The organism is Leclercia sp. 29361 (assembly GCF_011290365.1).
In the GTDB taxonomy this organism is placed as follows: Bacteria; Pseudomonadota; Gammaproteobacteria; order Enterobacterales; family Enterobacteriaceae; genus Enterobacter; species Enterobacter tamurae.
Genome location: NZ_CP049786.1, coordinates 2,461,165 through 2,484,465 on the forward strand (window position 1 = coordinate 2,461,165; position 23,301 = coordinate 2,484,465).

At 56.9% G+C, this 23,301-nt stretch carries 22 protein-coding genes; 10 read left to right on the forward strand and 12 right to left on the reverse strand.

Features of this window, described 5'->3' with window-relative positions:
• Positions 1–61: 61 nt before the first annotated feature.
• The 7 genes from patD to G7090_RS11755 all read right to left on the reverse strand — a co-directional run bounded on the left by patD (position 62) and on the right by G7090_RS11755 (position 7,442).
• Positions 62–1,486 carry an aminobutyraldehyde dehydrogenase gene (gene patD / locus G7090_RS11725; protein WP_166182525.1) on the reverse strand — a complete coding sequence of 475 codons (1,425 nt, stop codon included), beginning with the start codon at positions 1,484–1,486 and terminating at the stop codon, positions 62–64.
• Positions 1,487–1,510: 24 nt separating this feature from the next.
• Positions 1,511–2,317 carry an ABC transporter permease gene (locus tag G7090_RS11730; RefSeq protein ID WP_166182526.1) on the reverse strand — a complete coding sequence of 269 codons (807 nt, stop codon included), beginning with the start codon at positions 2,315–2,317 and terminating at the stop codon, positions 1,511–1,513.
• Positions 2,307–3,251 carry an ABC transporter permease gene (locus G7090_RS11735; protein WP_166182527.1) on the reverse strand — a complete coding sequence of 315 codons (945 nt, stop codon included), beginning with the start codon at positions 3,249–3,251 and terminating at the stop codon, positions 2,307–2,309. The genes G7090_RS11730 and G7090_RS11735 overlap by 11 nt, the downstream gene beginning before the upstream one ends.
• Position 3,252: 1 nt before the next feature.
• Positions 3,253–4,266: an ABC transporter ATP-binding protein gene (locus G7090_RS11740; RefSeq protein ID WP_166182528.1), complete on the reverse strand. Its 1,014-nt coding sequence runs from the start codon at positions 4,264–4,266 to the stop codon at positions 3,253–3,255.
• 17 nt (positions 4,267–4,283) lie between these two features.
• Positions 4,284–5,429, reverse strand: a complete 1,146-nt coding sequence (ydcS, locus tag G7090_RS11745; protein WP_166182529.1) for a putative ABC transporter substrate-binding protein YdcS — start codon at positions 5,427–5,429, stop codon at positions 4,284–4,286.
• 292 nt (positions 5,430–5,721) lie between these two features.
• Positions 5,722–7,140, reverse strand: a complete 1,419-nt coding sequence (locus tag G7090_RS11750) for a PLP-dependent aminotransferase family protein (protein WP_166182530.1) — start codon at positions 7,138–7,140, stop codon at positions 5,722–5,724.
• A 113-nt stretch (positions 7,141–7,253) separates the two neighbouring features.
• Entirely contained in the window at positions 7,254–7,442 is a 189-nt protein-coding gene (locus G7090_RS11755) for a cold-shock protein (RefSeq protein WP_166182531.1), read from the reverse strand.
• Between the two features lie 378 nt (positions 7,443–7,820).
• Between G7090_RS11755 and G7090_RS11760 the strand changes: the two genes are divergently transcribed.
• The 7 genes from G7090_RS11760 (at position 7,821) to G7090_RS11790 (ending at position 13,734) form a co-directional block, all read left to right on the forward strand.
• Entirely contained in the window at positions 7,821–8,849 is a 1,029-nt protein-coding gene (locus G7090_RS11760; protein ID WP_166182532.1) for an LLM class flavin-dependent oxidoreductase, read from the forward strand.
• A gap of 178 nt (positions 8,850–9,027) precedes the next feature.
• Positions 9,028–9,510: an Hcp family type VI secretion system effector gene (locus G7090_RS11765; protein ID WP_166182533.1), complete on the forward strand. Its 483-nt coding sequence runs from the start codon at positions 9,028–9,030 to the stop codon at positions 9,508–9,510.
• Positions 9,507–9,986 carry a DUF2778 domain-containing protein gene (locus tag G7090_RS11770; RefSeq protein ID WP_166182534.1) on the forward strand — a complete coding sequence of 160 codons (480 nt, stop codon included), beginning with the start codon at positions 9,507–9,509 and terminating at the stop codon, positions 9,984–9,986. The genes G7090_RS11765 and G7090_RS11770 overlap by 4 nt, the downstream gene beginning before the upstream one ends.
• Before the next feature lie 469 nt (positions 9,987–10,455).
• Positions 10,456–11,862: a cytochrome ubiquinol oxidase subunit I gene (locus G7090_RS11775; protein WP_166182535.1), complete on the forward strand. Its 1,407-nt coding sequence runs from the start codon at positions 10,456–10,458 to the stop codon at positions 11,860–11,862.
• Positions 11,862–12,872: a cytochrome d ubiquinol oxidase subunit II gene (gene cydB, locus G7090_RS11780; protein ID WP_166182536.1), complete on the forward strand. Its 1,011-nt coding sequence runs from the start codon at positions 11,862–11,864 to the stop codon at positions 12,870–12,872. The genes G7090_RS11775 and cydB overlap by 1 nt, the downstream gene beginning before the upstream one ends.
• Positions 12,872–13,000, forward strand: a complete 129-nt coding sequence (locus G7090_RS11785; protein WP_106992974.1) for a DUF2474 domain-containing protein — start codon at positions 12,872–12,874, stop codon at positions 12,998–13,000. The genes cydB and G7090_RS11785 overlap by 1 nt, the downstream gene beginning before the upstream one ends.
• 503 nt (positions 13,001–13,503) lie before the next feature.
• Positions 13,504–13,734, forward strand: a complete 231-nt coding sequence (locus G7090_RS11790; RefSeq protein WP_166182537.1) for a DUF2554 family protein — start codon at positions 13,504–13,506, stop codon at positions 13,732–13,734.
• Here the strand turns inward: G7090_RS11790 and G7090_RS11795 are convergent, their stop codons facing one another.
• Together G7090_RS11795 and G7090_RS11800 are read right to left on the reverse strand one after the other, a co-directional pair.
• Positions 13,735–15,699 (reverse strand): U32 family peptidase, encoded by a 1,965-nt coding sequence (locus G7090_RS11795; protein WP_166182538.1) that lies wholly within the window; start codon positions 15,697–15,699, stop codon positions 13,735–13,737.
• A gap of 80 nt (positions 15,700–15,779) precedes the next feature.
• Positions 15,780–16,307: a helix-turn-helix domain-containing protein gene (locus G7090_RS11800; protein ID WP_166182539.1), complete on the reverse strand. Its 528-nt coding sequence runs from the start codon at positions 16,305–16,307 to the stop codon at positions 15,780–15,782.
• A gap of 89 nt (positions 16,308–16,396) precedes the next feature.
• Here G7090_RS11800 and G7090_RS11805 point away from each other — a divergent pair, with 89 nt between their 5' ends.
• On the forward strand, positions 16,397–17,563 hold the full coding sequence (locus G7090_RS11805) for a benzoate/H(+) symporter BenE family transporter (protein ID WP_166182540.1): 1,167 nt from the start codon (positions 16,397–16,399) through the stop codon (positions 17,561–17,563).
• Here G7090_RS11805 and G7090_RS11810 read toward each other — a convergent pair.
• Positions 17,543–18,415, reverse strand: a complete 873-nt coding sequence (locus tag G7090_RS11810) for a helix-turn-helix domain-containing protein (RefSeq protein WP_166182541.1) — start codon at positions 18,413–18,415, stop codon at positions 17,543–17,545. The genes G7090_RS11805 and G7090_RS11810 overlap by 21 nt on opposite strands.
• 186 nt (positions 18,416–18,601) lie before the next feature.
• Between G7090_RS11810 and G7090_RS11815 the strand changes: the two genes are divergently transcribed.
• Positions 18,602–19,498 carry a DMT family transporter gene (locus G7090_RS11815; RefSeq protein ID WP_166182542.1) on the forward strand — a complete coding sequence of 299 codons (897 nt, stop codon included), beginning with the start codon at positions 18,602–18,604 and terminating at the stop codon, positions 19,496–19,498.
• Between the two features lie 36 nt (positions 19,499–19,534).
• Here G7090_RS11815 and G7090_RS11820 read toward each other — a convergent pair whose 3' ends face one another.
• Positions 19,535–20,206 carry a DUF3313 domain-containing protein gene (locus G7090_RS11820; RefSeq protein WP_166182543.1) on the reverse strand — a complete coding sequence of 224 codons (672 nt, stop codon included), beginning with the start codon at positions 20,204–20,206 and terminating at the stop codon, positions 19,535–19,537.
• A 140-nt stretch (positions 20,207–20,346) separates the two neighbouring features.
• Positions 20,347–21,939 carry an ABC transporter substrate-binding protein gene (locus G7090_RS11825; RefSeq protein ID WP_166182544.1) on the reverse strand — a complete coding sequence of 531 codons (1,593 nt, stop codon included), beginning with the start codon at positions 21,937–21,939 and terminating at the stop codon, positions 20,347–20,349.
• 114 nt (positions 21,940–22,053) lie between these two features.
• Here G7090_RS11825 and pepT point away from each other — a divergent pair, with 114 nt between their 5' ends.
• Positions 22,054–23,283 (forward strand): peptidase T, encoded by a 1,230-nt coding sequence (gene pepT, locus G7090_RS11830; protein ID WP_166182545.1) that lies wholly within the window; start codon positions 22,054–22,056, stop codon positions 23,281–23,283.
• Positions 23,284–23,301: the final 18 nt, after the last annotated feature.

A 23,301-nucleotide genomic window follows, 5' to 3' on the forward strand; every position in this document is an offset into this window, starting at 1 on the left:
CGCTTAGAGAATATATTAAATCACCGCCAGCTCAGTCTCCCTGAACCGGCGGTGAGGCTTATCAGTGCTTAAACATCACGTGCCTGACCACGGTGTAATCCTCCAGGCCATACACCGACATATCTTTGCCGTAGCCCGACATTTTCATCCCGCCGTGAGGCATTTCACTCACCAGCATAAAATGGGTGTTCACCCAGGTGCAGCCATACTGCAGGCGGGCGCTGATCCGGTGCGCGCGGCCCACGTCCTGGGTCCAGACCGAGGAGGCCAGCCCGTACTGGGATTCATTGGCCCACTCCAGGACCTGATCCTCATCGTCAAATTCGGTGACGCTGACTACCGGGCCAAACACCTCCCGCTGGACGATGGCGTCCTCCTGCTTCGCGCCTGCCAGCAGGGTCGGCTGGAAGTAATAGCCTTTGCCGTCGTGCTTGCTGCCACCGGCGATCACCTGCACATGACCCAGGGCTTTGGCCTCATCCACCGCTTTACACACCCGGTCGAGGTGCGCCTGCGAGCTTAGCGGGCCGAGTTCGGTGCTCTCATCATCCGGGGCGCCGATCTTCAGGCTGGCGACTGCGGCACCCAGTTTTTCCACCAGCTTTGTGTAAATGCCTTTTTGCGCGTAGATGCGACAGGCAGCGGTGCAGTCCTGCCCGGCGTTGTAGAAACCGAAGGTGCGTACCCCCTCCACCACCGCGTCAAGGTCAGCGTCATCAAAAACGATCACCGGCGCTTTGCCGCCCAGCTCCATATGGGTGCGCTTAATGGACGAGGCGGTATGGCCGATGATGTGTTCCCCGGTGGCGATAGAGCCGGTGAGTGATACCATCCGCACCTTTTCATGCCCGGTCAGCGGATCGCCGACCGTTTTACCTCGCCCGAACAGCACGTTAAGCACCCCGGCAGGGAAAATTTCTTTTGCCAGCTCCGCCAGCTTGAGAGCGGTGAGCGGCGTGATTTCAGAAGGTTTAAGCACCACACAGTTCCCGGCGGCCAGCGCCGGGGCCAGCTTCCAGGCTGCCATCATCAGGGGGTAGTTCCAGGGGGCAATCGAGGCGACAACCCCCACCGGGTCGCGGCGGATCAGCGAGGTGTGCCCCTCCAGATATTCCCCTGCCGCCGAGCCGTGCAGGGTGCGCGCCGCCCCGGCAAAGAAGCGAAACACGTCGGCTATCGCCGGAATCTCATCTCCCAGTACGCAGTGCAGCGGTTTGCCGCAGTTTTGCGACTCCAGCCGGGCCAGCGTGTCGGCATTGGCTTCGATGGTGTCGGCCAGTTTGAGCAGGCACTCGGCGCGGGATTTCGGGGTGGTACGCCCCCACTCGATAAAGGCCCGGTCGGCGGCCAGCACGGCAGCATCGACCTGTTCGGCGGAGGCTTCGGCGATCTCCAGCAGTACTTCGCCGGTCGCGGGGTTATAGACCGGCTGCTTTTCCCCTTCGCCGTTGACCAGTTCACCATTAATCAGCAGTTGAGTTTGCATAGTATTGTCCTGTTGAAATCAACGTTATTTCCCGCTGCCGGCAATGGTTTCGCCGTCACGGGTGAGCCACCAGGCCCCCAGAATGGGTATCGCGGTCACCAGCATTACCAGCAGGGCCACCACGTTGGTCACCGGGACATCACGCGGGCGGCCGAGCTGGTTTAACAGCCACAGCGGCAGGGTGCGTTCATGTCCGGCGGTAAAGGTCGTGACGATGATCTCGTCGAACGACAGCGCGAAGGCCAGCATGCCCCCCGCCAGCAGTGCCGAGCCCAGGTTGGGCAGCACCACGTAGCGGAAGGTTTGCCAGCCGTTAGCCCCCAGATCCATTGACGCTTCCACCTGGCTCCATGAGGTGCGTCGGAAACGGGCAATCACATTATTGAACACCACCACCACGCAGAATGTGGCATGACCGAGAATGATGGTGAAGAAACCAGGCTCCAGATTGATGGTCTTGAACGCCGTCAGCAGCGCCAGGCCGGTGATGATCCCCGGCAGGGCAATCGGCAGGATCAGCATCAGCGACACCGCGTTCTTACCAAAGAACTCCCGCCGCCATAACGCTGCGGCCGCCAGGGTGCCCAGCACCAGCGCAATCACCGTTGAGAGCGCAGCGATTTTTAGTGACAACGTCACCGCTTCGATAATGTCGCTGCGCCCCGCCGCCGCGCTGAACCACTTCAGCGTCAGCCCCTGGGGCGGAAAACTGAACGCGGCGTCCTCCGTATTAAAAGCATAGATGGCAATAATCAGCAGCGGGAAGTGGAGGAAGATCACCCCACCCCAGGTGGCAATTTTCAGGAACAGCGGCGCGCGTTCAGAGTGCATCAAACGCTCCCAGGCGCTTCACGAACGCCAGATAGACAGTGATGAGAACAATGGGCACCAGCGTAAAGGCGGCCGCCATCGGCATATTGCCGATCGCCCCCTGCTGGGAGTACACCATCTGCCCGATAAAGTACCCCGGCGGGCCCACCAGCTGCGGGACGATAAAGTCGCCCAGCGTCAGGGAGAAGGTGAAGATCGACCCCGCGGCAATACCCGGAATGGCCAGGGGTAGCACCACGTAGCGGAAGGTCTGCCGCGGGCGCGCGCCCAGATCGGCAGAAGCCTGCAGCAGAGACGGCGGCAGACGCTCAAGCGCCGCCTGCACCGGCAGGATCATAAACGGCAGCCAGATATAGACGAACACCAGGAAACGTCCCAGCCCGGAGGTGGAGAGCGTACTGCCGCCGATGCCGGGTACCGTCAACAGCGAGGTCAGCACCCCTTCCAGCCCCATATGGCTGAGAAACCACTGCGCCACGCCGTCTTTCGCCAGCAGCAGCGTCCAGGCGTAGGCCTTAACGATATAGCTGGCCCACATCGGCAGCATCACCGCGATATAGAAGAAGGCTTTCCACTTCCCGCGGGTGTAGCGCGCCATATACCAGGCCATCGGGAAAGCGAGGATTGCGCTGCCGATAGTGACGGCGATCGCCATCGTCAGGGTTCGCAGGATGATGTCGTAGTTGGCGGGGTTAAACAGGGCGCGGATGTTGGCGAAGGTCAGGTCCGGCGTCACCGACATGGTGAAGTCATCGAAGGTGTAGAACCCCTGCCATAGCAGAGCAAACAGCGACCCCAGATAGACGATGCCAAACCACATCAGCGGGCCGAGCAGAAGTAAGAACAGCCCCAGGGCCGGTCTGCGCCAGAACAGCGCTGACAAGCGGCCCGCAAGGCCGTGCGATGCCGGAGGAGGCGAAACGCTCATGTCCATATCACCCCTCCTCATGCAGCGGCACCATGGCGTCGCGCGCCCAGGAGGCGGTCACCATCTGCCCGGGCTCCACGCCTGTCGCCAGCCCGGAACCGGTCAGGTTCGCCTGGCTCACCAGCAGCTTTTCCCCCTCGGCAAGGCGTAGCTCGTAACGGGTGGCGGCCCCCTGGAACTGCACGGCCTGGACCCGGCCCTGAACCTGGATTTCCCCCTCCCCGTCGAGGCGGATATGCTCCGGGCGCAGGGAGTAACTCCCCGTCAGGCCGCAGACGCGCTGCGCCAGGGCGTCGGTGAAAACGTTCGAGGTGCCGACGAAGCTGGCCACAAACGGTGTGCGCGGGCGCAGATAGAGTTCGCGCGGGGTATCCACCTGCTCAATCCGCCCGTTGTTAAATACCGCCACCCGGTCCGACATCGACAGGGCTTCGCCCTGATCGTGGGTGACGAAAATAAAGGTGATGCCCAGCTCCTGCTGCAGTTTTTTCAGTTCAAATTGCATCTGCTCGCGCAGCTTCAGATCCAGCGCACCGAGGGGTTCATCCAGCAGCAGCACCCGGGGCTGATTGACCAGCGCCCGGGCAATCGCCACCCGCTGACGCTGGCCGCCGGAAAGCTGCGAGGGTTTGCGTGCCTCGGCGAAACTAAGGCCGACTTTGTCCAGGGCTTCCCGCGCCTGGGCCTGACGGGTAGGTTTGTTGATCCCTTTGACCATCAGCCCGTAGGCCACGTTCTCGAGGATCGACATATGGGGAAACAGGGCGTAGTCCTGAAAGACGGTGTTAACGTCGCGCTCCCAGGGCGGGAGCTCGCTGGCGTCTTTGCCAAAAATTGAGATGGTGCCACCGCTCAGCTGTTCAAAACCTGCTATCAGGCGCAGGCAGGTGGTTTTGCCGGAGCCCGAAGGCCCCAGCATGGAGAAAAACTCCCCGTCACGAATGCGGATCGTTACCCCGTCCACCGCACGCACGTCGCCATACAGGCGCGAGACATCGTTAAACTCTACTGCGTACGTCATAATCCGCTCCCTGGCGCTTAACGACCGCCCATGATGGCGATGTAGTCCTGCACCCAGCGGCTGTAAGGCACAAACTTGCCGCCGTTGGCGACAGGCGTTTTCCAGAACATGATCTTGTCGAAATAGTTGTAGCCGTTGGTTTCACAGCCTTTGTCGCCCAGCAGGGTGCTGGCTTTACAGCCTTCCGCCACCACCGGCAGTGAACCAAACCATCCCGCCAGATCGCCCTGCACTTTTGGCGTCAGGGACCAGTTCATCCACTTGTAGGCACACATCGGATGTTTGGCGTCGGCATGGAGCATGGTGGTGTCCGCCCAGCCCGTTACCCCCTCTTTCGGGAAGACGGTGCCAATCGGCTGATTCTCGCCTTTCAGGGCGTTAGCCTGATACGGCCAGGCGCTGGAGGCGACCACCCCTTCGTTCTTGAAATCACTCATCTGCACGGTGGTGTCGTGCCAGTAGCGGTGGATAAGCGGACGCTGATCTTTCAGCACTTTCACCACCGCCGCGTACTGCGCCTCCGTCAGCTGATAGGGATCGGTGATCCCCAGATCGGGCTGGGTGGCTTTGACGTAGAGCGCCGCATCGGCGATGTAGATCGGGCCATCGTAGGCCTGAACCCGCCCTTTGTTGCTTTTGCCGTCCGGGAGGTTTTGTTCTTTAAATACCACGCCCCAACTGTCAGGCGGGGTCGGGAAGGTTTTGGTGTTGTACATCAGCAGGTTTGGCCCCCACTGATACGGCGTGCCGTACGCCTTGCCGTCGACGTTAAACCACTCGCCTTTGACGATCCGCGGGTCAATGGTTTTCCAATTGGGGATCAGGTCGGGGTTAATGGGCTGAACGCGTTTGCCCATGATCAGACGCAGGGAGGCGTCGCCGGAGGCGGTCACCAGGTCATAACCGCCTTTCGCCATCAGGCTGACCATCTCATCAGAGGTGGCGGCGGTTTTGACGTTCACTTTGCAGCCGGTCTCTTTTTCAAAAGCGGTGACCCAGTCATAGGCTTTATCGGTCTCGCCGCGCTCGATGTAGCCCGGCCAGGCAATAATATCCAGCCGTCCTTCGCCCTGACCGATCTCTTTTGGCGGCTCCGCCGCTTGCGCAGTCAACACCGTCATGCCGAGCGCACACAGGCTGCTACGGGCAAATTTTTTGCTCATACGTATTACTCCTGTCGTAATGAAATCAGAAGGCAGCCGTGCCGGTAGAATATCTCCTTAATTAAACGTAGACCGCGCTATTGCCGCGCACCCGGCGGTCTGCAGAAATTTCACCAGGTTGTGACCGGGGGCGCATTCCCCGGTAAGTGGATTATAGACAAGGGGTTAGCTGGCGCAGAGGTTATGCATATTTCCTATGAGCGATAATAAAAAAACGCCGCAAATTAATTGCGGCGTTATTAACGGGATAAGAAACAATTATTCAGGCGCGGTGTTCAATAGCGAGAAAATACTATTTTTGTCCTTTCAACATGGCGCTAATTATTTGCGCTAACTGGATCACCGCCAGCTCTTCCCGCTCTCCCCAGGCCCAGGAGGTATTAAAGCGGAAAAACGGCGTCCAGGTATCGGAGGTGGAGAACATTTTCCCCGGGGCAATGCTGATGTGATGCTCCAGCGCCCGGGCGCTAAGCTCCCCGGCATCCAGCGGCGCGGGTAGCTCAAGCCATAAAAAGTAGCCGCTGTCGCTGTGGTGAATTTTCACCTCTGCGGGCAGATGGCGCAGCAGGGCCTGCCACGCCTGTTGTTTACGTTCCGCCAGCGTGCGGCGCAGACGTCTGAGGTGGGCGTCGTAGCGTTTGGTGGCGAGATAATCCACCAGCGCCAGCTGCATCGGGGAACTGGTGGATAAGGTGCTCATCAGCTGCAGCTGCTGAATGCGGCGGGCATGTTTCCCGGCGGCCACCCAGCCAATGCGGAACCCGGCGACCAGGCATTTAGAGAAAGAGGAGCAGTGCAGCGTCATGTCGCTGCGATCCCAGGCTTTCGCCGGGAGCGGCTTTTCGCGTCCATAGTAGAGCTCGCTGTAAACATCGTCCTCGATCAGGGTGACGTTATGCTCAGTGAGCAAGGCGATAAGCTGCGCTTTTTTGTCGGCGCTGAGGGTGAAGCCCAGCGGGTTCTGGCCGTTGGTCATTAACCAGCAGGCTTTCACAGGATAGTCGTTTAACGCCTGGGCCAGCGCGTTGAGATCGATCCCCTCGCGCACGTCGGTGGCCACCGACAGCGCCTTGAGCTTCAGACGTTCCAGCGCCTGTAAGGCCCCGTAGAAACAGGGGTTTTCGACGATCACCCAGTCGCCCGGCTCGGTAACCGCCTGCAGGCTGAGGTTCAGCGCTTCGAGGGCCCCGGCGGTAATCACAATTTCATCCGGGGAGATGTTCATCCCCTGCTGGGCATAGCGGCGGGCAATGGCATGACGCAGATCGACGTTGCCCGGCGGCAGATTCTCGATGACGCTCATGGCGGTGGCAGTTTTACTGACGTTGGCCAGAGAGCGGTTCAGCTGTTGTAAGGGGAAGAGACGCGGATCGGGAAAGGCCGAGGCAAAAGGGACCACTGAGGGATCGCGGCTGGCCTGTAAGACATCGAAGATATAGGTATTGATATCCACCGCTTCATCGCGCATCACCTGCGCTGGCGGCATCGGCTGCTGCCCGGTGGGACGGGCCGCCACGTAGTAACCTGATTGCGGGCGCGCGACAATGCGCCCCTGGCTCTCCAGCATCTGATACGCGTGACCGACGGTCATAAAGCTCATTCCGCTGCTGGTCACCTGCTCACGCAGGGAGGGCAGCTTATCGCCGGGCTGCCAGACACCGAGCTCGATCTGCGAAATGATTTGCTGCGCCAGGCGCTGGTATTTTTTCATCGGGTTCTCCTTGCTGCATCACAGTGTATATCAGCAGGAGAAAAAAGGTAGGATTAATAAACTGTTATAGATAGTAGTGAGGATTTCAGCAGGCGTGACGGCGCCCGACTGACTTACTTACGCAACTCAAACGGCACCTGACGCGCATGGCGGGAGGCCGCTAAATGATCCAGCGTGATCATCGAGGATTTGCAGAAAATGCACTTCGCACCGAATGGATTTTTTTCAGACACGTCGAAAGCGGAAGTACGGAACTGCGAACCATGACAGCAAGGACAACGAAAATGGATATGTGAACTCATGTAAATCTCCTGAACGTAAAAACGTCAAATACTAAATTGGGCCTTAGCGGCATTAGAGGTCTGAGACAAAAACTAATCAGAGCGTTCAGAGCGTAAAGAAAAAACCCAAGAGAGGCTGCGGAGAGGCACAACGTGTTGAGAGATGCTTTAAGGGACTGCGACGGATATTCTTTTGGCATTCAAACCGAAAATCCATTTACGCACAACCGATGGAAGGATGCAAGCGCTTTTCAAAGATAAAATTCTGTGCTTTAGCCAACTGTCATTGTTATCGGTCAAATTATTTGATGGCTTCTGTGAAATAAAGCCCATTTTCATTCCTCAGGCAATCCGTAAAGTAAAGGCCACGCTTATCATTTGAAACCAGGATAACCCGACATGAAAAAGATCGGCTTTTTGTCATTTGGTCACTGGACGCCGTCGCCGCAGTCGGGCACCCGTACCGCCGCCGACGCCCTGCTGCAATCCATCGATCTGGCGGTAGCCGCCGAAGAGCTGGGCGCAGATGGCGCTTACTTCCGCGTGCACCACTTTGCTCGCCAGCTCGCCTCCCCCTTCCCACTGCTGGCGGCAATTGGCGCGAAAACCAGCAAGATTGAGATCGGCACTGGCGTTATCGATATGCGCTATGAAAATCCGCTCTATATGGCGGAAGACGCGGGTTCTGCCGATTTAATTTCCGGCGGACGTTTGCAGCTGGGGATCAGCCGTGGCTCTCCGGAACAGGTGATCGATGGCTGGCGCTACTTTGGTTACGTGCCAGGCGAAGGTGAAAACGAGTCTGATATGGCGCGTCGCCACACCGAAGTGCTGTTAGACGCCCTGCGCGGCGAAGGATTTGCCAAACCCAATCCGCAGCCGATGTTCCCTAACCCGCCGGGCCTGCTGCGCGTTGAGCCGCACGCCGAAGGACTGCGGGATCGGATCTGGTGGGGGGCGGGTTCGAACGCCACCGCCGTGTGGGCCGCGAAGCTGGGGATGAACCTGCAAAGCTCAACCCTGAAGGACGACGAAACCGGCGAGCCTTTCCACATCCAGCAGGCAAAACAGATCCGCGCCTACCGCGACGCCTGGGCCGCAGCGGGTCATACCCGCACGCCGCGCGTATCGGTCAGCCGCAGTATCTTTGCCCTGATGGACGATCGCGACCGGATGTACTTCAGTTCCAGCCGTAACGAAAGCGACAGCGTGGGTTACCTGGATGAGAAAACCCGTGCCATTTTCGGCCGCAGCTATGCCGCCGAACCTGACAAACTGATTGCTCAGCTGAAACAGGACGAAGCGATTGCCGAAGCGGATACGCTGTTACTCACCGTGCCGAACCAGCTGGGCGTGGAGTATAACGTGCACGTGATTGAGTCGATTCTGAAGCATGTTGCACCCGCTATGGGCTGGCGCGACGAATAAAGGAATAACGTCTCGTGTAGGCAATATTATGCGAGACGTTTACTACCCCCAATCATTATTTCGCATATAACTACATGAAATATTTACAATAACTATGGCACGTTATGCCTGGCCTTTGTCATAAAACCATTGTTAAGTAATGCCTGTTTTTTAAGCTAACTGACAAAAGGAGTTTGACATGGCAATACCGGCCTATCTGTGGTTAAAGGATGATGGTGGCGCGGATATCCGTGGTTCTGTAGATGTTCAGGAACGTGAAGGAAGTATTGAGATATTTGGATTTGGTCACGGGCTTCATTTACCTACGGACAGCAATACTGGAAAGATAACCGGTACACGCATTCATAGCGCACTTGTTTTTGAGAAAGAATTCGACTCTTCCAGTCCATACCTCTATAAAGCCGTTGCTCACGGGCAAACGCTCAAATCAGCAGAATTTAAATGGTATCGTATAAATGATGCCGGATTTGAAGAAGAGTACTTTAATATGCTCCTCGAAGGGGTGAAGGTCGTTTCCGTTTGTCCTCTTATGCATGATGTGAAAAATCCTTCCACTGAAAAACATAATCATCTCGAGTCTATCGCTTTGCGCTACGAAAAAATCACATGGAAGCATTGTGATGGAAATATTATTTTTTCTGATGCGTGGAATGAGAGATGATCCGCTGCACTTTTCATTTAAACGGTGGGCAGATGTCTACCTTAAGCTGTCCTGGGTTGGGATTCTTTCCGGCATATTCTGGACATGCCGGTGCCAACAGAAATAATCCGGATGCTATTGCCCTGAAAAAGAAAGGTCCCTTGCCTCCCGGAAAATATTTCATCGTAACCCGTTCGCGCGGAGGCACCGGGTCCCGATGGCACGATATGCTCAAAGAACTGGAGAGCGGTTCAAATCGTGACTTTTGGTTTGCGCTTTACCGGGATGATGGGGCTATAGATGATTCAACGTTTATTGGTAACGTGGAACGTGGTGCTTTTCGTCTACATCCTGCTGGCACTTCTGGAATCAGTGAAGGCTGTATTACATTGCCAAACCATTCTCATTATCGAATCCTTCATCATGCATTATTAAGCAACGGTTCTTTACTCATTACCTCTGAGCTTAAAGCATTTGGTACTATACAGGTATATTGATGAAACCTAGCACAAGCGTCGTTATATGGCTGATGGAGTTAGCGCTTCTGTGCCTTGTTTATTCGTTGTTATGCATCGTTATGCCCGATATTTATCTCTATGACATTTACACGGATAAGTTTGGTTTTCTGACAGAAGCACAATGGTACGACCGTTATATTTTCACTTTATCGGTTTTGTCTCTGCTGTTAACGACTTTTTTAATATGGCTTTTCGCCCGTTATAAGCATAAGCGTTTAGCCCGCTGACTATGACGGGGCTTTAGCCCCGTCATCTCCTTGAATTATTACATTCTCAGGCCTGAATAAGGCGTAAACATTTACAAGCATGGGCTTCAAAGACATAACAGCGTTGTATTTTAATACTATTCTCCCAAACTGTTATAGCTAAATTCCCCTTTACTGTCTCTGATACTCGACTTCCCGCCCCTTTACCATAACAGCCACACCGTTTTACCCTGAGGTTGTGCATGTTTGGTTTAGATGCGTTTCACCTGGCGAGGATCCAGTTTGCTTTTACTGTCTCCTTCCACATTATTTTCCCGGCGATCACCATTGGCCTCGCCAGCTATCTGGCGGTGCTGGAGGGGTTATGGCTGAAAAGCAAAAACCCCGTCTGGCGGTCGCTGTACCATTTCTGGTCGAAGATCTTCGCCGTCAACTTTGGCATGGGCGTGGTCTCCGGGCTGGTGATGGCCTACCAGTTTGGCACCAACTGGAGTGGATTTTCTCAGTTTGCCGGGAGCATTACCGGCCCGCTGCTGACCTATGAAGTATTGACCGCCTTCTTCCTCGAAGCGGGTTTTCTTGGCGTGATGCTCTTCGGCTGGAACAAAGTCGGACCTGGGCTGCACTTCTTTGCCACCTGCATGGTCGCGCTGGGCACCATCATCTCGACCTTCTGGATCCTCGCCTCCAATAGCTGGATGCAGACCCCGCAGGGCTTTGAGATCGTCAACGGCCAGGTGGTGCCGGTGGACTGGTTTGCGGTGGTGTTTAACCCCTCCTTCCCGTATCGCCTGCTGCACATGTCGATTGCCGCGTTTCTCAGTAGCGCCCTGTTTGTTGCGGCCTCGGCGGCGTGGCACCTGCTGCGGGGCAATAACACCTCCGCCATTCGCCGCATGTTCTCCATGGCGCTGTGGATGACGCTGATCGTCGCCCCCATTCAGGCGATGGTCGGGGATATGCACGGCCTGAACACCCTGGAACATCAGCCCGCCAAAATCGCCGCCATCGAAGGTCACTGGGAGAACCCGCCCGGCGAACCTACTCCGCTGCTGCTATTTGGCTGGCCGGATATGGAGCAGGAACGCACCCGCTACGGTCTGGAGATCCCGGCGCTCGGCAGCCTGATCCTCACCCACAGCCTCGATAAGCAGGTTCCGGCGCTGAAAGAATTTCCGAAAGAGGATCGACCTAATTCCACCATTGTTTTCTGGTCGTTCCGCATTATGGCCGGGCTGGGGATGTTGATGCTGTTGCTGGGCACCGTCGCCCTGTGGCTGCGCTATAAGCAGCGGCTTTACCACTCCCGGCCTTTCCTGTGGTTTGCCCTGCTGATGGGTCCATCGGGATTAATTGCCATTCTCGCCGGATGGGTGACGACCGAAGTGGGCCGTCAGCCGTGGGTCGTCTACGGTCTACAACGTACCAAAGATGCGGTATCGGCCCATGGCAATCTGCATATGAGCGTCAGCCTGCTGGCCTTCATTGTGGTCTACACCTCGGTGTTTGGCGTCGGATACAGCTACATGGTGCGCCTGATTAAAAAGGGTCCGCAGGAAGAAGAGTCCTTCCCGACCGAAAACGATGGTCGCCCGGCGCGCCCGCTCTCGGCAGCGAACGCTGAATTTACTACCAAGGAGACACCATAATGGGTATCGATCTCTCCCTGATCTGGTTTGTGATAATCGTCTTCGCCACCCTGATGTACATCGTGATGGACGGGTTTGATTTGGGTATTGGCATTCTGTTTCCCGCCATCCAGGACGCGGACGACCGGGATGTGATGGTCAACAGCGTCGCCCCGGTGTGGGACGGGAACGAAACCTGGCTGGTGCTGGGGGGAGCGGCACTGTTTGGCGCGTTTCCGCTGGCCTATGCGGTGATCATCGATGCCCTGACCATCCCGCTGACCTTAATGCTGATTGGGCTGATTTTCCGTGGCGTGGCCTTTGAGTTCCGCTTTAAGGCCACACCCGCGCACCGGCCCTTCTGGGATAAGGCCTTTATCGGCGGCTCGGTACTGGCCACCTTTACCCAGGGCATGGTGGTGGGAGCGGTGATCAACGGCTTTACGGTCAGCGGACGCGCATTTGCCGGCGGTCCGTTCGACTGGTTCACGCCGTTCAACCTGTTCTGCGGTCTGGGGCTGGTGGTGGCCTATGCCTTTTTAGGCGCCACATGGCTGGTGATGAAAAGCGAAAACCCGCTGCAGGGGCGGATGCGGCAGGTATCGAAACGTCTGTTGCTGGCGCTGCTGGGGATTATCGCGGCGATCAGCATCTGGACGCCGCTCTCCCAGCCCGCCATTGCCGACCGCTGGTTTAGCCTGCCGAACCTCTTCTTCCTGCTGCCGGTTCCGGTGCTGGTGGTGGTGCTGGGCCTGTGGCAGTGGCGCAGCCTGAGTAACCCGCGCAGCCACCATCTGCCGTTCGTGTTGACCCTCGGGTTGATCTTTCTCGGCTTTAGCGGGCTGGGGATCAGCATCTGGCCACATATCATTCCGCCGTCGATTACCCTGTGGCAGGCTGCGGCACCTCCGCAGAGCCAGGGCTTTATGTTAGTGGGGGCGTTATTCATTATCCCGATCATCCTTGTCTACACTTTCTGGAGCTATTACGTGTTTCGCGGCAAAGTCCAGCCTGGGGAGGGCTATCACTGATGAATCAACCTGTCTGGAAACGTCTGATGTGGATGGTGATTATCTGGGGCGGGAGCGTGCTGGCGCTGACGCTGGTCGGGATGTTCTTCCGTGTGCTGATGACCGCAGCGGGGTTCAAGGCGCATTAATCATGAGTTACTTACCCATAAAGCAATAAAGAAATTCAAGGATAATAAATAACTTACAGCGGTTCCCTGGTCCGGCTGAAAATCGCTGAGGCGTTGACCGCAGGCCGGGGCGAGGCGCATGGATGCGCCGAGAGGGCGTGACCTACAGGGATGTAGGATCACGCCCGACCCGATAGCCGAAGGGAATAAGCCGAAGGCACCGCGAAGCGGCGATTTTCATTGCCGGGAGCCGGGATTGCTAAGGGGGCGGCGGCGAGCCCCCTTAGCACGTTCACCGGTTCTGTAGTGACAGAAAAGCAAGGACCGTAAGGTGAACGGAACCACCTCTACAGCCGCATGTTTCCCCTCACCCTAACCCTCTCCCCATAGGGGAGAGGGAATAGTCCGGTGCGCCATTCACCGACATAATCTGACAAAACCTTTTCGCGCCTTTGAAGATCCTAATAATAACCTAACTGAACTATCGGCATGATGACCGCTCAACGTAACCGGGTGGTGGCAGAATGTTTACGAAAGCGTTATCGATAGTGTTACTGACCTGTGCGTTATTTTCCGGTCAGCTGATGGCAGGACACAAGGGACATGAGTTTTTTTGGGTGAAGAACGTGGATCAGCAGTTACGTCATGAAGCCGACAGCGATGAGCTGCGTGCGGTGGTAGAGGATTCAGCAGAAGGTTTGCGCGAACACCACCACTGGCAGAAGTCGCGCAAACCGGATACTCACTTTCGTTAATTAACTGCCTTTACGCTTCGGCAGCGTTTTCAGCAGATCGTCAGGGCTGACCGAGGCCACAATGCTGCCCGGCTGCGGCATTTTCAAGATGTGGTTTTTCATCTTGCCGATGACGTGCATTTCGCACGGACGGCAGTCGAACTTCAGGGTTAACACTTCATCGCCATTCACCAGCTGCATCGGGGTCGCCTTCCAGCTCTTGATGCTGCCCTTCGCCTGCTTCGGACAGAGGTTAAAGGCGAAGCGCAGACAGTGCTTGGTGATCATCACCGGCACGTCGCCCTTCTCTTCGTGCGCTTCATAGGCGGCATCGATCAGCTCAACGCCATAGCGCTGATAGAAGGCCCGCGCTTTATGGTTGTAGACGTTCGCCAGGAATGAGAGGTGCGTTTCCGGGTAAACCGGCGGCGGTACAGAGACCGCTTTGCGGCTGCCGCGCGGGTAATTCGCCAGACGGGCTTCGTCGAGCATTTCGGCGGTTTCACGGCGGAACTGGTTCAGCAGGCTGTTCGGGATAAACAGCGCATCCGCCAGATTGACCTGAATGTCCCGGACGTAATAGATCGTCTGACCCAGTTTTGCCACCCCGTCTTTCAGACTGTTCAGCGCTTTTTCGGCGTTGTTAGCTACCTCAAACATCCCGTCCAGGGTATGGGTCACGCTGATGCCATCTTCGCAGGTCATGGTGAGGATCAGCTGCTCTTCCCAGCCACCCAGCTCAATGTCCACCGCGATACGACGCTCGCTGGAGGTTTTCATCAGCGCCTGCTGCCAGTTATGGTCGAGGTTGCGGTTCAGCGCCGCATTTGGACGTGCTTTATACATGTCGGCGGGCATTTCGTTCGGCCAGACGCGATAGCGGTTTTCGCCGGTTTTCTCAACCGTATTGGCGCGGAAGCCCACCACTTCACGTTTGATCATCACGTTCAGGCCATCGCCGTTCGCCAGTGGTTCGGTCACTTCCACGTCGAGATACTCTTTCGTCACCTTGAGCACTTCCCCTACCGGCAGGCCGATAAATTTCGGGGAGTCGAAGGCGCCGATGTCGTCTTTACGCGCATTAACAAAGTAATCGGTGCTGCCGCGGTGGAAGGTCTTGTCGGTGGACGGAATAAAGAAGTGCTCGGTGCGCCCGGCTGAGCTGCGCGCCAGACCGCCGCGATCCTCGATAATGGCATCCAGCATCTGACGATAGTGGGCGGTGATGTTCTTCACGTAACTCATGTCTTTGTAGCGACCTTCAATCTTGAAGGATTGCACGCCGGCGTCGATCAGCGCGCCAAGGTTGGCGGTCTGGTCGTTGTCTTTCATCGACAGAAGATGTTTATCGAAGGCCACCACGCGGCCCTGATCGTCTTTCAGGGTGTACGGCAGACGGCAGGCCTGAGAGCAGTCGCCACGGTTGGCGCTGCGCCCGGTCTGGGCATGGGAGATGTTGCACTGTCCGGAGTAGGCCACGCACAGGGCGCCGTGGATAAAGAACTCAATGGTCGCGTCGGTCGCCTGGCGAATATCGCGGATTTGATTGAGGTTCAGCTCGCGGGCCAGCACGATCTGGGTAAATCCGGCATCCGAGAGGAACTTCGCTTTCTCCACGCTGCGGATATCGCACTGGGTACTGGCGTGCAGCTCAATCGGCGGGATATCCATTTCGAGGACACCCATATCCTGAACGATCAGCGCATCAACGCCGGTCTGGTACAGGTCGGTAATCAGACGCTGCGCTGGCTCCAGTTCATCATCATGAAGAATGGTGTTCAGGGTCACGAACACCTTCGCCCCGAAACGGTGGGCGAATGGCACCAGGTCGGCGATATCGCGCAGGCTGTTGCTGGCATTATGGCGGGCGCCAAATCCAGGGCCGCCGATATAGACCGCATCGGCACCGTGAAGGATCGCTTCACGGGCAATGGCGGCGTCACGAGCCGGGCTTAAGAGTTCAAGATGATGGGATGGCAGGCGCATACTTCGTCGTTATCCGTTATGGTCAAAATGGCGGCTATTGTAGTCAGAAGTATGGGCCAGTGAAACAGTTTTGCGTGCCTTTAGCGGGGATAATGGATAAGCGAGTGAAAGTGCACCGTCTGGCCGCTGCGGTTGCGGTAGGCGTGCGGTTTATCTCCGGCAAAACGCAGGCCGGTATCGGGGGCCAGCGTCTGCCAGATGCCGTCGATCTGCATCTCCAGCTCACCGCTGATCACCACCACGTGCTCAATCACCCCGGCTTCGTGCGGCGTGGATTCACTGAGTGCCCCCGGCGCGAGGGTAATTGAGAAATGGTCATACTTCAGCGTGTCGTCCCAGGGGAACAGCGGTTTGACTACCATCGCCTGCTGCTGCGGGTCAAACACCGGCGGGTTATCCGCTTCGGGGCTGATAAAGGTGGAGAACGGCACGTTCAGACCGGTGGCGATCTTCCATAGCGTCGAGACCGTCGGGCTGGATTCGTTGCGTTCCACCTGGCCGAGCATCGCTTTCGACACCCCGGTCTCTTCAGCCAGCTTCGACAGGCTCCAGCCGCGGGCCTGACGCAGCGTTTTCAGTGTGATGGCAAGATGTTGTGTGATGTCCATGGTCCCTCCCGTTGCCGCGAGTGTAGCACTTGTATGCTATAACGCACAGTGATACATTTGCGGCTGTTATAACGCACAGCGGAGTTCCCATGCGCCCATCCTCGCTCACCTTTCCCACCCTGTTATCCGGTTTTGTTGCCGTTCTGGTGGGCTACGCCAGCTCTGCGGCCATCATCTGGCAGGCCGCGGCGGCGGCAGGCGCAACGGCACCGCAGATTGCCGGCTGGATGACGTCGTTGGGGATCGGCATGGGGATCAGCACCCTGGCGCTGTCGTGGTGGTATAAAGCGCCGGTGCTCACCGCCTGGTCGACGCCCGGTGCCGCCCTGCTGGCGACCAGCTTGCAGGGAGTAACGCTCTCAGAGACCATTGGCATTTTTATCTTTGCCAATGCCCTGATCCTGATTTGCGGCATCAGCGGTCTGTTTGCCCGGCTGATGAAGATCATTCCTCATTCGCTGGCGGCGGCAATGCTGGCAGGCGTCCTGCTGCGCTTTGGTTTGCAGGCCTTCAGCAACCTCGAGGGGCATCTGCTGCTGTGCGGCAGTATGCTGCTGGCCTGGCTGGTGACTAAAGCCTTTGCGCCGCGCTATGCGATCGTCGCAACCCTTCTGGTGGGAGGCGCGGTGGCGGCGCTGAAAGGTGACGTTGTCACCGAGCAGCTCAGCTTCGCGGTGGTGATGCCCGAATTTATCGCCCCAACCTTTAATATGACCACGCTTGTAAGTATCGGTCTGCCCTTCTTCCTGGTCACCATGGCCTCGCAGAATGCGCCGGGGTTCGCGACGCTTAAAGCCTCCGGTTATCCGGTAGCGGTATCGCCGCTGATGGTCTTTACCGGTGGGCTGGCGCTGCTGCTGTCGCCGTTTGGAGTCTACTCGATCTGCATCGCGGCAATCACCGCCGCCATCTGCCAGAGCCCGGATGCGCACCCGGATGCCAGCAAGCGCTGGCTGGCCGCGGCGGCGGCAGGCGTCTTTTATCTAATGGCAGGGATTTTCGGCGGTTCGATTAGCGGGCTGATGGCGGCCCTGCCGTTAAGCTGGATCCAGACCCTGGCGGGGCTGGCGCTGCTGGGCACCATCGGCGGTAGCCTGCATCAGGCACTGCACAATGAGGCCGAACGCGATGCGGCAATCGTGACGTTTCTGCTCACCGCCAGCGGCGCGACGCTTGCCGGGATCGGCTCGGCGTTCTGGGGATTAGTGGCGGGTGGCGTCTGCTATGCCCTGCTGTTACGCACCCGACGCGCGTAGCTGGGACGGCGTCAGCCCGGTGGCGACGCGAAAGCGGTTGCTGAAGTGGCTGGCAGAGCTGAATCCGCAGGCCAGCGCGATCTCGGTCAGCGGCTGGCGGGTGTAGCGCACCAGCGTTTTGGCCTTCTCCATCCGCCGCTGCATGACATACTGGTGAGGTGCCATCTGCATCGATTGCCGGAACATGCGGGCAAAATGAAACTCGCTTAAGCTCGCCTGACCCGCCAGATCCGCCAGGGTCAGCGGCTGGGCCAGATTCTCTTCGATAAACCCGAGCACGTTGCGCAGCACAAAAGGCGACAGGCCGCCCGTGACCGTTGGCAGCGTCCACTGCACGTTGCTGTACCGCTGCACCAGATGGGTCAGCAACAGTGTGGAGGCGGTGCTCAGCGTGAGCTGATTGGCAGGCTGCTGCCAGTCGCAGCCGAGGATAAAATGGCGGTACAGGGCGGTAATGCTGGCATCATCGCCGAACAGATTTTCGTTGAGGGTGAAGCTGTAAGGGCTTTTGTCCCAGATCTGCTCCCCGACGTTGCGCAGATGATCGTCGGTACAGTAGAGGTGGATAAACGACAGATCGTCGCGAATATCCCAGCTTGACTCGCTCTCTTTCGGCATCAGACAGAAACGGTCCGGGCCGCCGCCGTTTTTCCAGCCCGCGCTGGTTTTGTGATAACTCTCGTAGCCGTCGGCGATATAGAGACTCAGGGTATGGTGATCGCAATATTGCGTGATGGTGTCGCGTTTATTAGACCAGGCCGCCAGCTGGATACCCGAATTCAGCGCCACGGCATTGTGCAATACCGCTTTATGCTTGCGCAGATTTTCAAAGGCACCGTACATCTCAGCCATAGCGACTCACACCCTGATAAATAAGAACCATTGAGTCTAAAAAGATCTTCCCTTCAGTGCCAGCCCTGTTGACTTCCCGGCGGGAAAAAAGCGCAAGAATATGCAAGTCCGGCGCAAGTCTGTGAAAGAAGGCCGTTCTCCCTGCCGCCATACTGGTTCCAGACTTTGCTGATAAGAGAAAAAACGATGAACGCATTACTGTACGCGCTGGTAGTTGTTATCTGGGGAACGACGTGGATTGCCATCTTCTTACAACAGGGGCCGGTGCCCGCCCCGGTCTCGATTTTCTGGCGCTTTGCCGTCGCCACCGCCACCATCATGACAGTGCTGTTAATCCTGCGCCGTCTGCGCCCGCTGGCGTTGCGCGACCACCTGTTTTGCGCCCTGCAGGGCTGCTGCGTGTTCTGCTTTAATTTCTGGTGCTTTTATACCGCCGCGGGGTATATCAACACCGGCCTCGAATCGGTGATTTTTTCGATGGCGGTGCTGTATAACGCCCTGAACAGCTTCCTGTTCTTTGGCCAGCGCCCGCCGACGCGTTTTTATCTGGCGGCGGCGCTGGGGCTGCTCGGCATTATTACCCTGTTCTGGAACGACCTGTTAGCCAGCGGCTGGAGCGCCGGTCTGCTGTTCGGCATTGCCCTGTCGGCGCTGGGCACTTACGGCTTCTCACTCGGGAATATGATCAGTCTGCGTCACCAGCGCAACGGACTGGAAACCATGACCACCAACGCCTGGGCGATGCTGTACGGCACCCTGGTGATGGGGGCGATTGCGCTGATCCGTGGGGATGACTTTACGCCGGTCTGGTCGGTGAGCTATATGGGCGCCCTGCTCTATCTGGCGCTGTTTGGCTCGGTGATTGCCTTTGGCGCTTACTTCACGCTGGTCGGACGAATTGGCGCGGGCAAAGCGGCATACAGCACCTTGCTGTTCCCGCTGGTGGCGCTCTCGTTCTCGACGATGTACGAAGGGTACGTCTGGCACAGCAACGGGATTGCGGGGCTTCTGCTGATCTTAACCGGGAATCTGGTGATGTTTGCCCGGCCGGAGAACTGGTTTAAGCGGCTGCGAATGGCGTAAAAAAAACCGGCCTGCTCGATGCAGGCCGGTCTGTTGTTATTTGGTTTTATTGACATCAAACATGGTGGCATCGGTCGCCATGTCATCAACAACCTGCTTCAGCGTCGCGAAGGTCATTGGCGTATTTTCGTTATTCAGCTCTTTCCCTTCACCCTTACGGACCACTTTAATGACCGGCTTGTTGGTCTTAGAGTCAATCAGCTCACCTTCAAAGAACAGATGGGTATCCATGGTACGGTGACCGGTTGCCATTTGCGTGCCGGCTACGACCAGCGCCACAGGAACAACTTCATAGAACTGCAGGCCTTCTTTCTGCGAGCTCACACCGGTGATGGCACCGCGGAAGATCAGGCTGCGTGAGCCTGGCGTGGTCACAATCGGCTTGCGCTGACCGATTGCGGTCTTCATTTTGGTGTTGGTGTAATTTAACAGTTCATCCAGCGTGCGTTGACCGATCTGGGTGGTTGGCTTTGGCGTTGGATAATAGGTGATATTGTTCCAGATAATGCTGTCGTAGTTTGATTCGTTATAAGACGGATCAACCCAACGCAGTGTCGGTTTACCCGAAGCAGAGGTGGTTTGCTGGAGCCCGGAGTAGTCTTTTAAAAAACCTGAATATTGTTCAGGCGCAGCCACTTTTGATGCACAGCCAGCAAGAAGCAACAGGCCGGAGAGCGCGGCAACTTTAAATAAAGTATTAGTACGCATAATGGGTGTATCCCTGTTAAGTGCAAATATGCAATTGAAGTTATAGCAAAAGTTGGCTGAAAGAAAAGTGACAAAAAATGATGAAGACAGCACAAATTGAAAAAAAATTGCCCGTCTTAATGACGGGCAGAATTAAACGTTTATTTTATATCCACTTGCCAGAATAAATGTTTACCGAACGGATCAATTTCGTAGCCTGTCACCTCTTTACGCACCGGCTCGAATATTGTTGAGTGCGCAATCATTACCGCAGGCATTTGATCGTGCATCATCTGCTGCGCCTGCTGATATAACGCCACGCGTTTATCGTGATCGGTAATAGATTTCGCTTCAGCAATAATTTTATCGAATGGTTGATAACACCATTTGGCGGAATTGGAACCGCCGTTGGCCGAGGTGCAGGTAAACAGCGGGCCGAAGAAATTATCCGGGTCGCCGGTCGCCGTGGTCCAGCCCATGAGCGCCGCCTGATGTTCCCCGCCCTTCACCCGCTTGAGATATTCCCCCCACTCGTAGGTGACCACTTTGGTCTGCACGCCGATTTTTGCCCAGTCGGACTGGATCATCTCGGCCATCCGTTTGGCATTGGGGTTATACGGACGCTGCACCGGCATGGCCCACAGGTCAATGGTCATCCCGTTGGCAAACCCGGCCTCCTTCAACAGCGCTTTGGCTTTATCCGGATCGTAATCGTAGTCCTTCAGCGAACTGTCTGCGCTCCAGACACCCGGCGGCAGCAGGTTTTTGGCGGCGGTGCCGGTGCCCTGGAAGACAGCCTCGATAATGGCCGGTTTGTTGATCGCCATCGCCAGCGCCTGGCGCACCTTGACGTTATCCAGCGGCGGCTTTTGTGTGTTAAACGCCAGGAAACCGGTATTCAGCCTCGCCTTGCTCATCAGGTTGATGTCTTTATTTTCCTTCATCCGCGGCAGATCGGCGGGGTTCGGGAATGGCATCACCTGACACTCGTTTTTCTCCAGCTTGGCGAGACGCACGGAGGCATCCGGCACGATGGTAAACACCAGCCGATCCAGCTTCGCTTTGCCCTGCCAGTACTCCGGGAAGGCGGTATAGAGGATCCGCGAGTCCTTCTGGTATTTCGCCAGCTTAAATGGCCCGGTGCCGATCGGCTCCATGTCCACCTTCTCCGGGGTGCCCGCTTTCAGCATCGCGTCAGCATATTCGGCAGAGAGAATCGAGGCGAAATACCAGCCGAGGTCAGCCACGAACGGCGCTTCCGGGTGGGCCAGGGTGAAGCGCACCGTATGGTCGTCGACTTTGTCGATGGCGGTGATCAGCTTGCCAAACTCCAGGCTCTCGAAGTTGGAGTAGTTGCCATTGGAGACGTTGTGATACGGATGATTAGCGTCTTTCTGCCGCATAAACGAGAAGATCACATCATCCGCGTTAAAGTCTCGTGTCGGCGTGAACAGCTTGTTGCTCTGAAACTTAACGCCCTTGCGCAGATGGAAGGTATAGACCTTACCATCCTCGCTGACCTCCCAGCTTTCGGCCAGGCTCGGCACCAGATCGGTCGTGCCCGGAGTAAAATCCACCAGCCGGTTGTACACCGGTACGGCGCTGGCATCCACGCTGGTGCCCGAGGTATAGAGTTGCGGGTTAAAGTTCTCCGGCGATCCTTCCGAACAATAGACCAGCGTTTTAGCGGCGACGGTGGAACTGACCGTCAGCGCGGCGACGGTCAGTGCCAACGTTGTGAGGTTGCTTTTCATCGCGTTTTCCTGTCTTTTAATTTGACGGCTAATGAATTTTTGTCGTGCCAAACCATAAATATCATTAAAGTGATTGTGCAAACACCTGATAACACAAATAAAGAAGGATCAACCATGGCTCACGCGCTCGCCAGTCAATTAACCCAACGCTTCTTTCGCTATCTGGCTATCACCAGTCAGAGCGATCCGAAGGTGAAAACCTTGCCCTCCACACCCGGCCAGCACGAGATGGCTCGGGCACTGGCGATGGAGCTGCAAACGCTGGGTCTGGACGACATTGTGATCGACGAATTTGCCACCGTTACGGCGGTCAAAAAGGGCAACGTGCCCGGCGCGCCGCGGGTCGGTTTTATCACCCATATCGATACCGTCGACGTGGGATTGTCACCGGATATTTATCCGCAGATCCTCACTTTTACAGGCGATGATCTCTGCCTGAATGCCGAAAAAGATATCTGGCTGCGGGTCAGCGAGCACCCGGAAATTCAGGCCTACCCCAACGAAGCGATCATCTTCAGCGACGGCACCAGCGTGCTGGGTGCCGACAACAAAGCGGCCGTCACCGTGGTAATGACGGTGCTGGAAAACCTCACTGCAGAGCATCGGCATGGCGATATCGTGGTGGCTTTTGTGCCGGACGAAGAGATTGGTCTGTGCGGAGCGAAAGCGCTGGATCTGGCGCGTTTTGACGTCGATTTTGCCTGGACCATCGACTGCTGCGAGCTGGGAGAGATTGTTTATGAGAACTTCAACGCCGCGGCGGCAGAAATTCGCTTTACCGGCGTGACGGCGCACCCGATGTCGGCCAAAGGCGTGCTGGTGAACCCGCTGCTGATGGCCACCGACTACATCAGCCACTTCGATCGCCTGCAAACCCCGGAGCACACCGAAGGCCGCGAAGGCTACATCTGGTTTAACGGCATCCAGGCCGGGCAAAACGAGGCGGTGCTGAAAGCCAATATTCGTGATTTCGATCGCGACAGCTTCGCCGCCCGCAAGGCGCAGATTGGCGACGTAGCGGAGAAAATTGCCGCACAGCACCCTACCGCAAAGGTGAGCTGGCACATTGAAGATACCTACAGCAACATCAGTAACGCGGTGGGTGAAGACCGTCGCGCGATAGATCTGATGTTTGAGGCGATGGAGAGCTTAGGCATCACGCCGAAACCGACCCCTATGCGCGGCGGCACCGACGGCGCGGCACTCTCGGCAAAAGGGCTGCTGACCCCGAACTTCTTCACCGGTGCCCATAACTTCCATTCGAAGTTTGAGTTTTTACCGCTGAAATCGTTCGAGGCCTCGTATAATACGGCGCTACAGCTCTGTTTGCTGGCGGCACGTTAAGCCGGGTGGCGGCTTCGC

Bases quoted from the DNA above. Each gene is read 5' to 3' on its own strand.
- patD (WP_166182525.1), bottom strand. From the start codon at position 1,486: ATGCAAACTCAACTGCTGATTAATGGTGAACTGGTCAACGGCGAAGGG.
- G7090_RS11730 (WP_166182526.1), bottom strand. From the start codon at position 2,317: ATGCACTCTGAACGCGCGCCGCTGTTCCTGAAAATTGCCACCTGGGGT.
- G7090_RS11735 (WP_166182527.1), bottom strand. From the start codon at position 3,251: ATGGACATGAGCGTTTCGCCTCCTCCGGCATCGCACGGCCTTGCGGGC.
- G7090_RS11740 (WP_166182528.1), bottom strand. From the start codon at position 4,266: ATGACGTACGCAGTAGAGTTTAACGATGTCTCGCGCCTGTATGGCGAC.
- ydcS (WP_166182529.1), bottom strand. From the start codon at position 5,429: ATGAGCAAAAAATTTGCCCGTAGCAGCCTGTGTGCGCTCGGCATGACG.
- G7090_RS11750 (WP_166182530.1), bottom strand. From the start codon at position 7,140: ATGAAAAAATACCAGCGCCTGGCGCAGCAAATCATTTCGCAGATCGAG.
- G7090_RS11755 (WP_166182531.1), bottom strand. From the start codon at position 7,442: ATGAGTTCACATATCCATTTTCGTTGTCCTTGCTGTCATGGTTCGCAG.
- G7090_RS11760 (WP_166182532.1), top strand. From the start codon at position 7,821: ATGAAAAAGATCGGCTTTTTGTCATTTGGTCACTGGACGCCGTCGCCG.
- G7090_RS11765 (WP_166182533.1), top strand. From the start codon at position 9,028: ATGGCAATACCGGCCTATCTGTGGTTAAAGGATGATGGTGGCGCGGAT.
- G7090_RS11770 (WP_166182534.1), top strand. From the start codon at position 9,507: ATGATCCGCTGCACTTTTCATTTAAACGGTGGGCAGATGTCTACCTTA.
- G7090_RS11775 (WP_166182535.1), top strand. From the start codon at position 10,456: ATGTTTGGTTTAGATGCGTTTCACCTGGCGAGGATCCAGTTTGCTTTT.
- cydB (WP_166182536.1), top strand. From the start codon at position 11,862: ATGGGTATCGATCTCTCCCTGATCTGGTTTGTGATAATCGTCTTCGCC.
- G7090_RS11785 (WP_106992974.1), top strand. From the start codon at position 12,872: ATGAATCAACCTGTCTGGAAACGTCTGATGTGGATGGTGATTATCTGG.
- G7090_RS11790 (WP_166182537.1), top strand. From the start codon at position 13,504: ATGTTTACGAAAGCGTTATCGATAGTGTTACTGACCTGTGCGTTATTT.
- G7090_RS11795 (WP_166182538.1), bottom strand. From the start codon at position 15,699: ATGCGCCTGCCATCCCATCATCTTGAACTCTTAAGCCCGGCTCGTGAC.
- G7090_RS11800 (WP_166182539.1), bottom strand. From the start codon at position 16,307: ATGGACATCACACAACATCTTGCCATCACACTGAAAACGCTGCGTCAG.
- G7090_RS11805 (WP_166182540.1), top strand. From the start codon at position 16,397: ATGCGCCCATCCTCGCTCACCTTTCCCACCCTGTTATCCGGTTTTGTT.
- G7090_RS11810 (WP_166182541.1), bottom strand. From the start codon at position 18,415: ATGGCTGAGATGTACGGTGCCTTTGAAAATCTGCGCAAGCATAAAGCG.
- G7090_RS11815 (WP_166182542.1), top strand. From the start codon at position 18,602: ATGAACGCATTACTGTACGCGCTGGTAGTTGTTATCTGGGGAACGACG.
- G7090_RS11820 (WP_166182543.1), bottom strand. From the start codon at position 20,206: ATGCGTACTAATACTTTATTTAAAGTTGCCGCGCTCTCCGGCCTGTTG.
- G7090_RS11825 (WP_166182544.1), bottom strand. From the start codon at position 21,939: ATGAAAAGCAACCTCACAACGTTGGCACTGACCGTCGCCGCGCTGACG.
- pepT (WP_166182545.1), top strand. From the start codon at position 22,054: ATGGCTCACGCGCTCGCCAGTCAATTAACCCAACGCTTCTTTCGCTAT.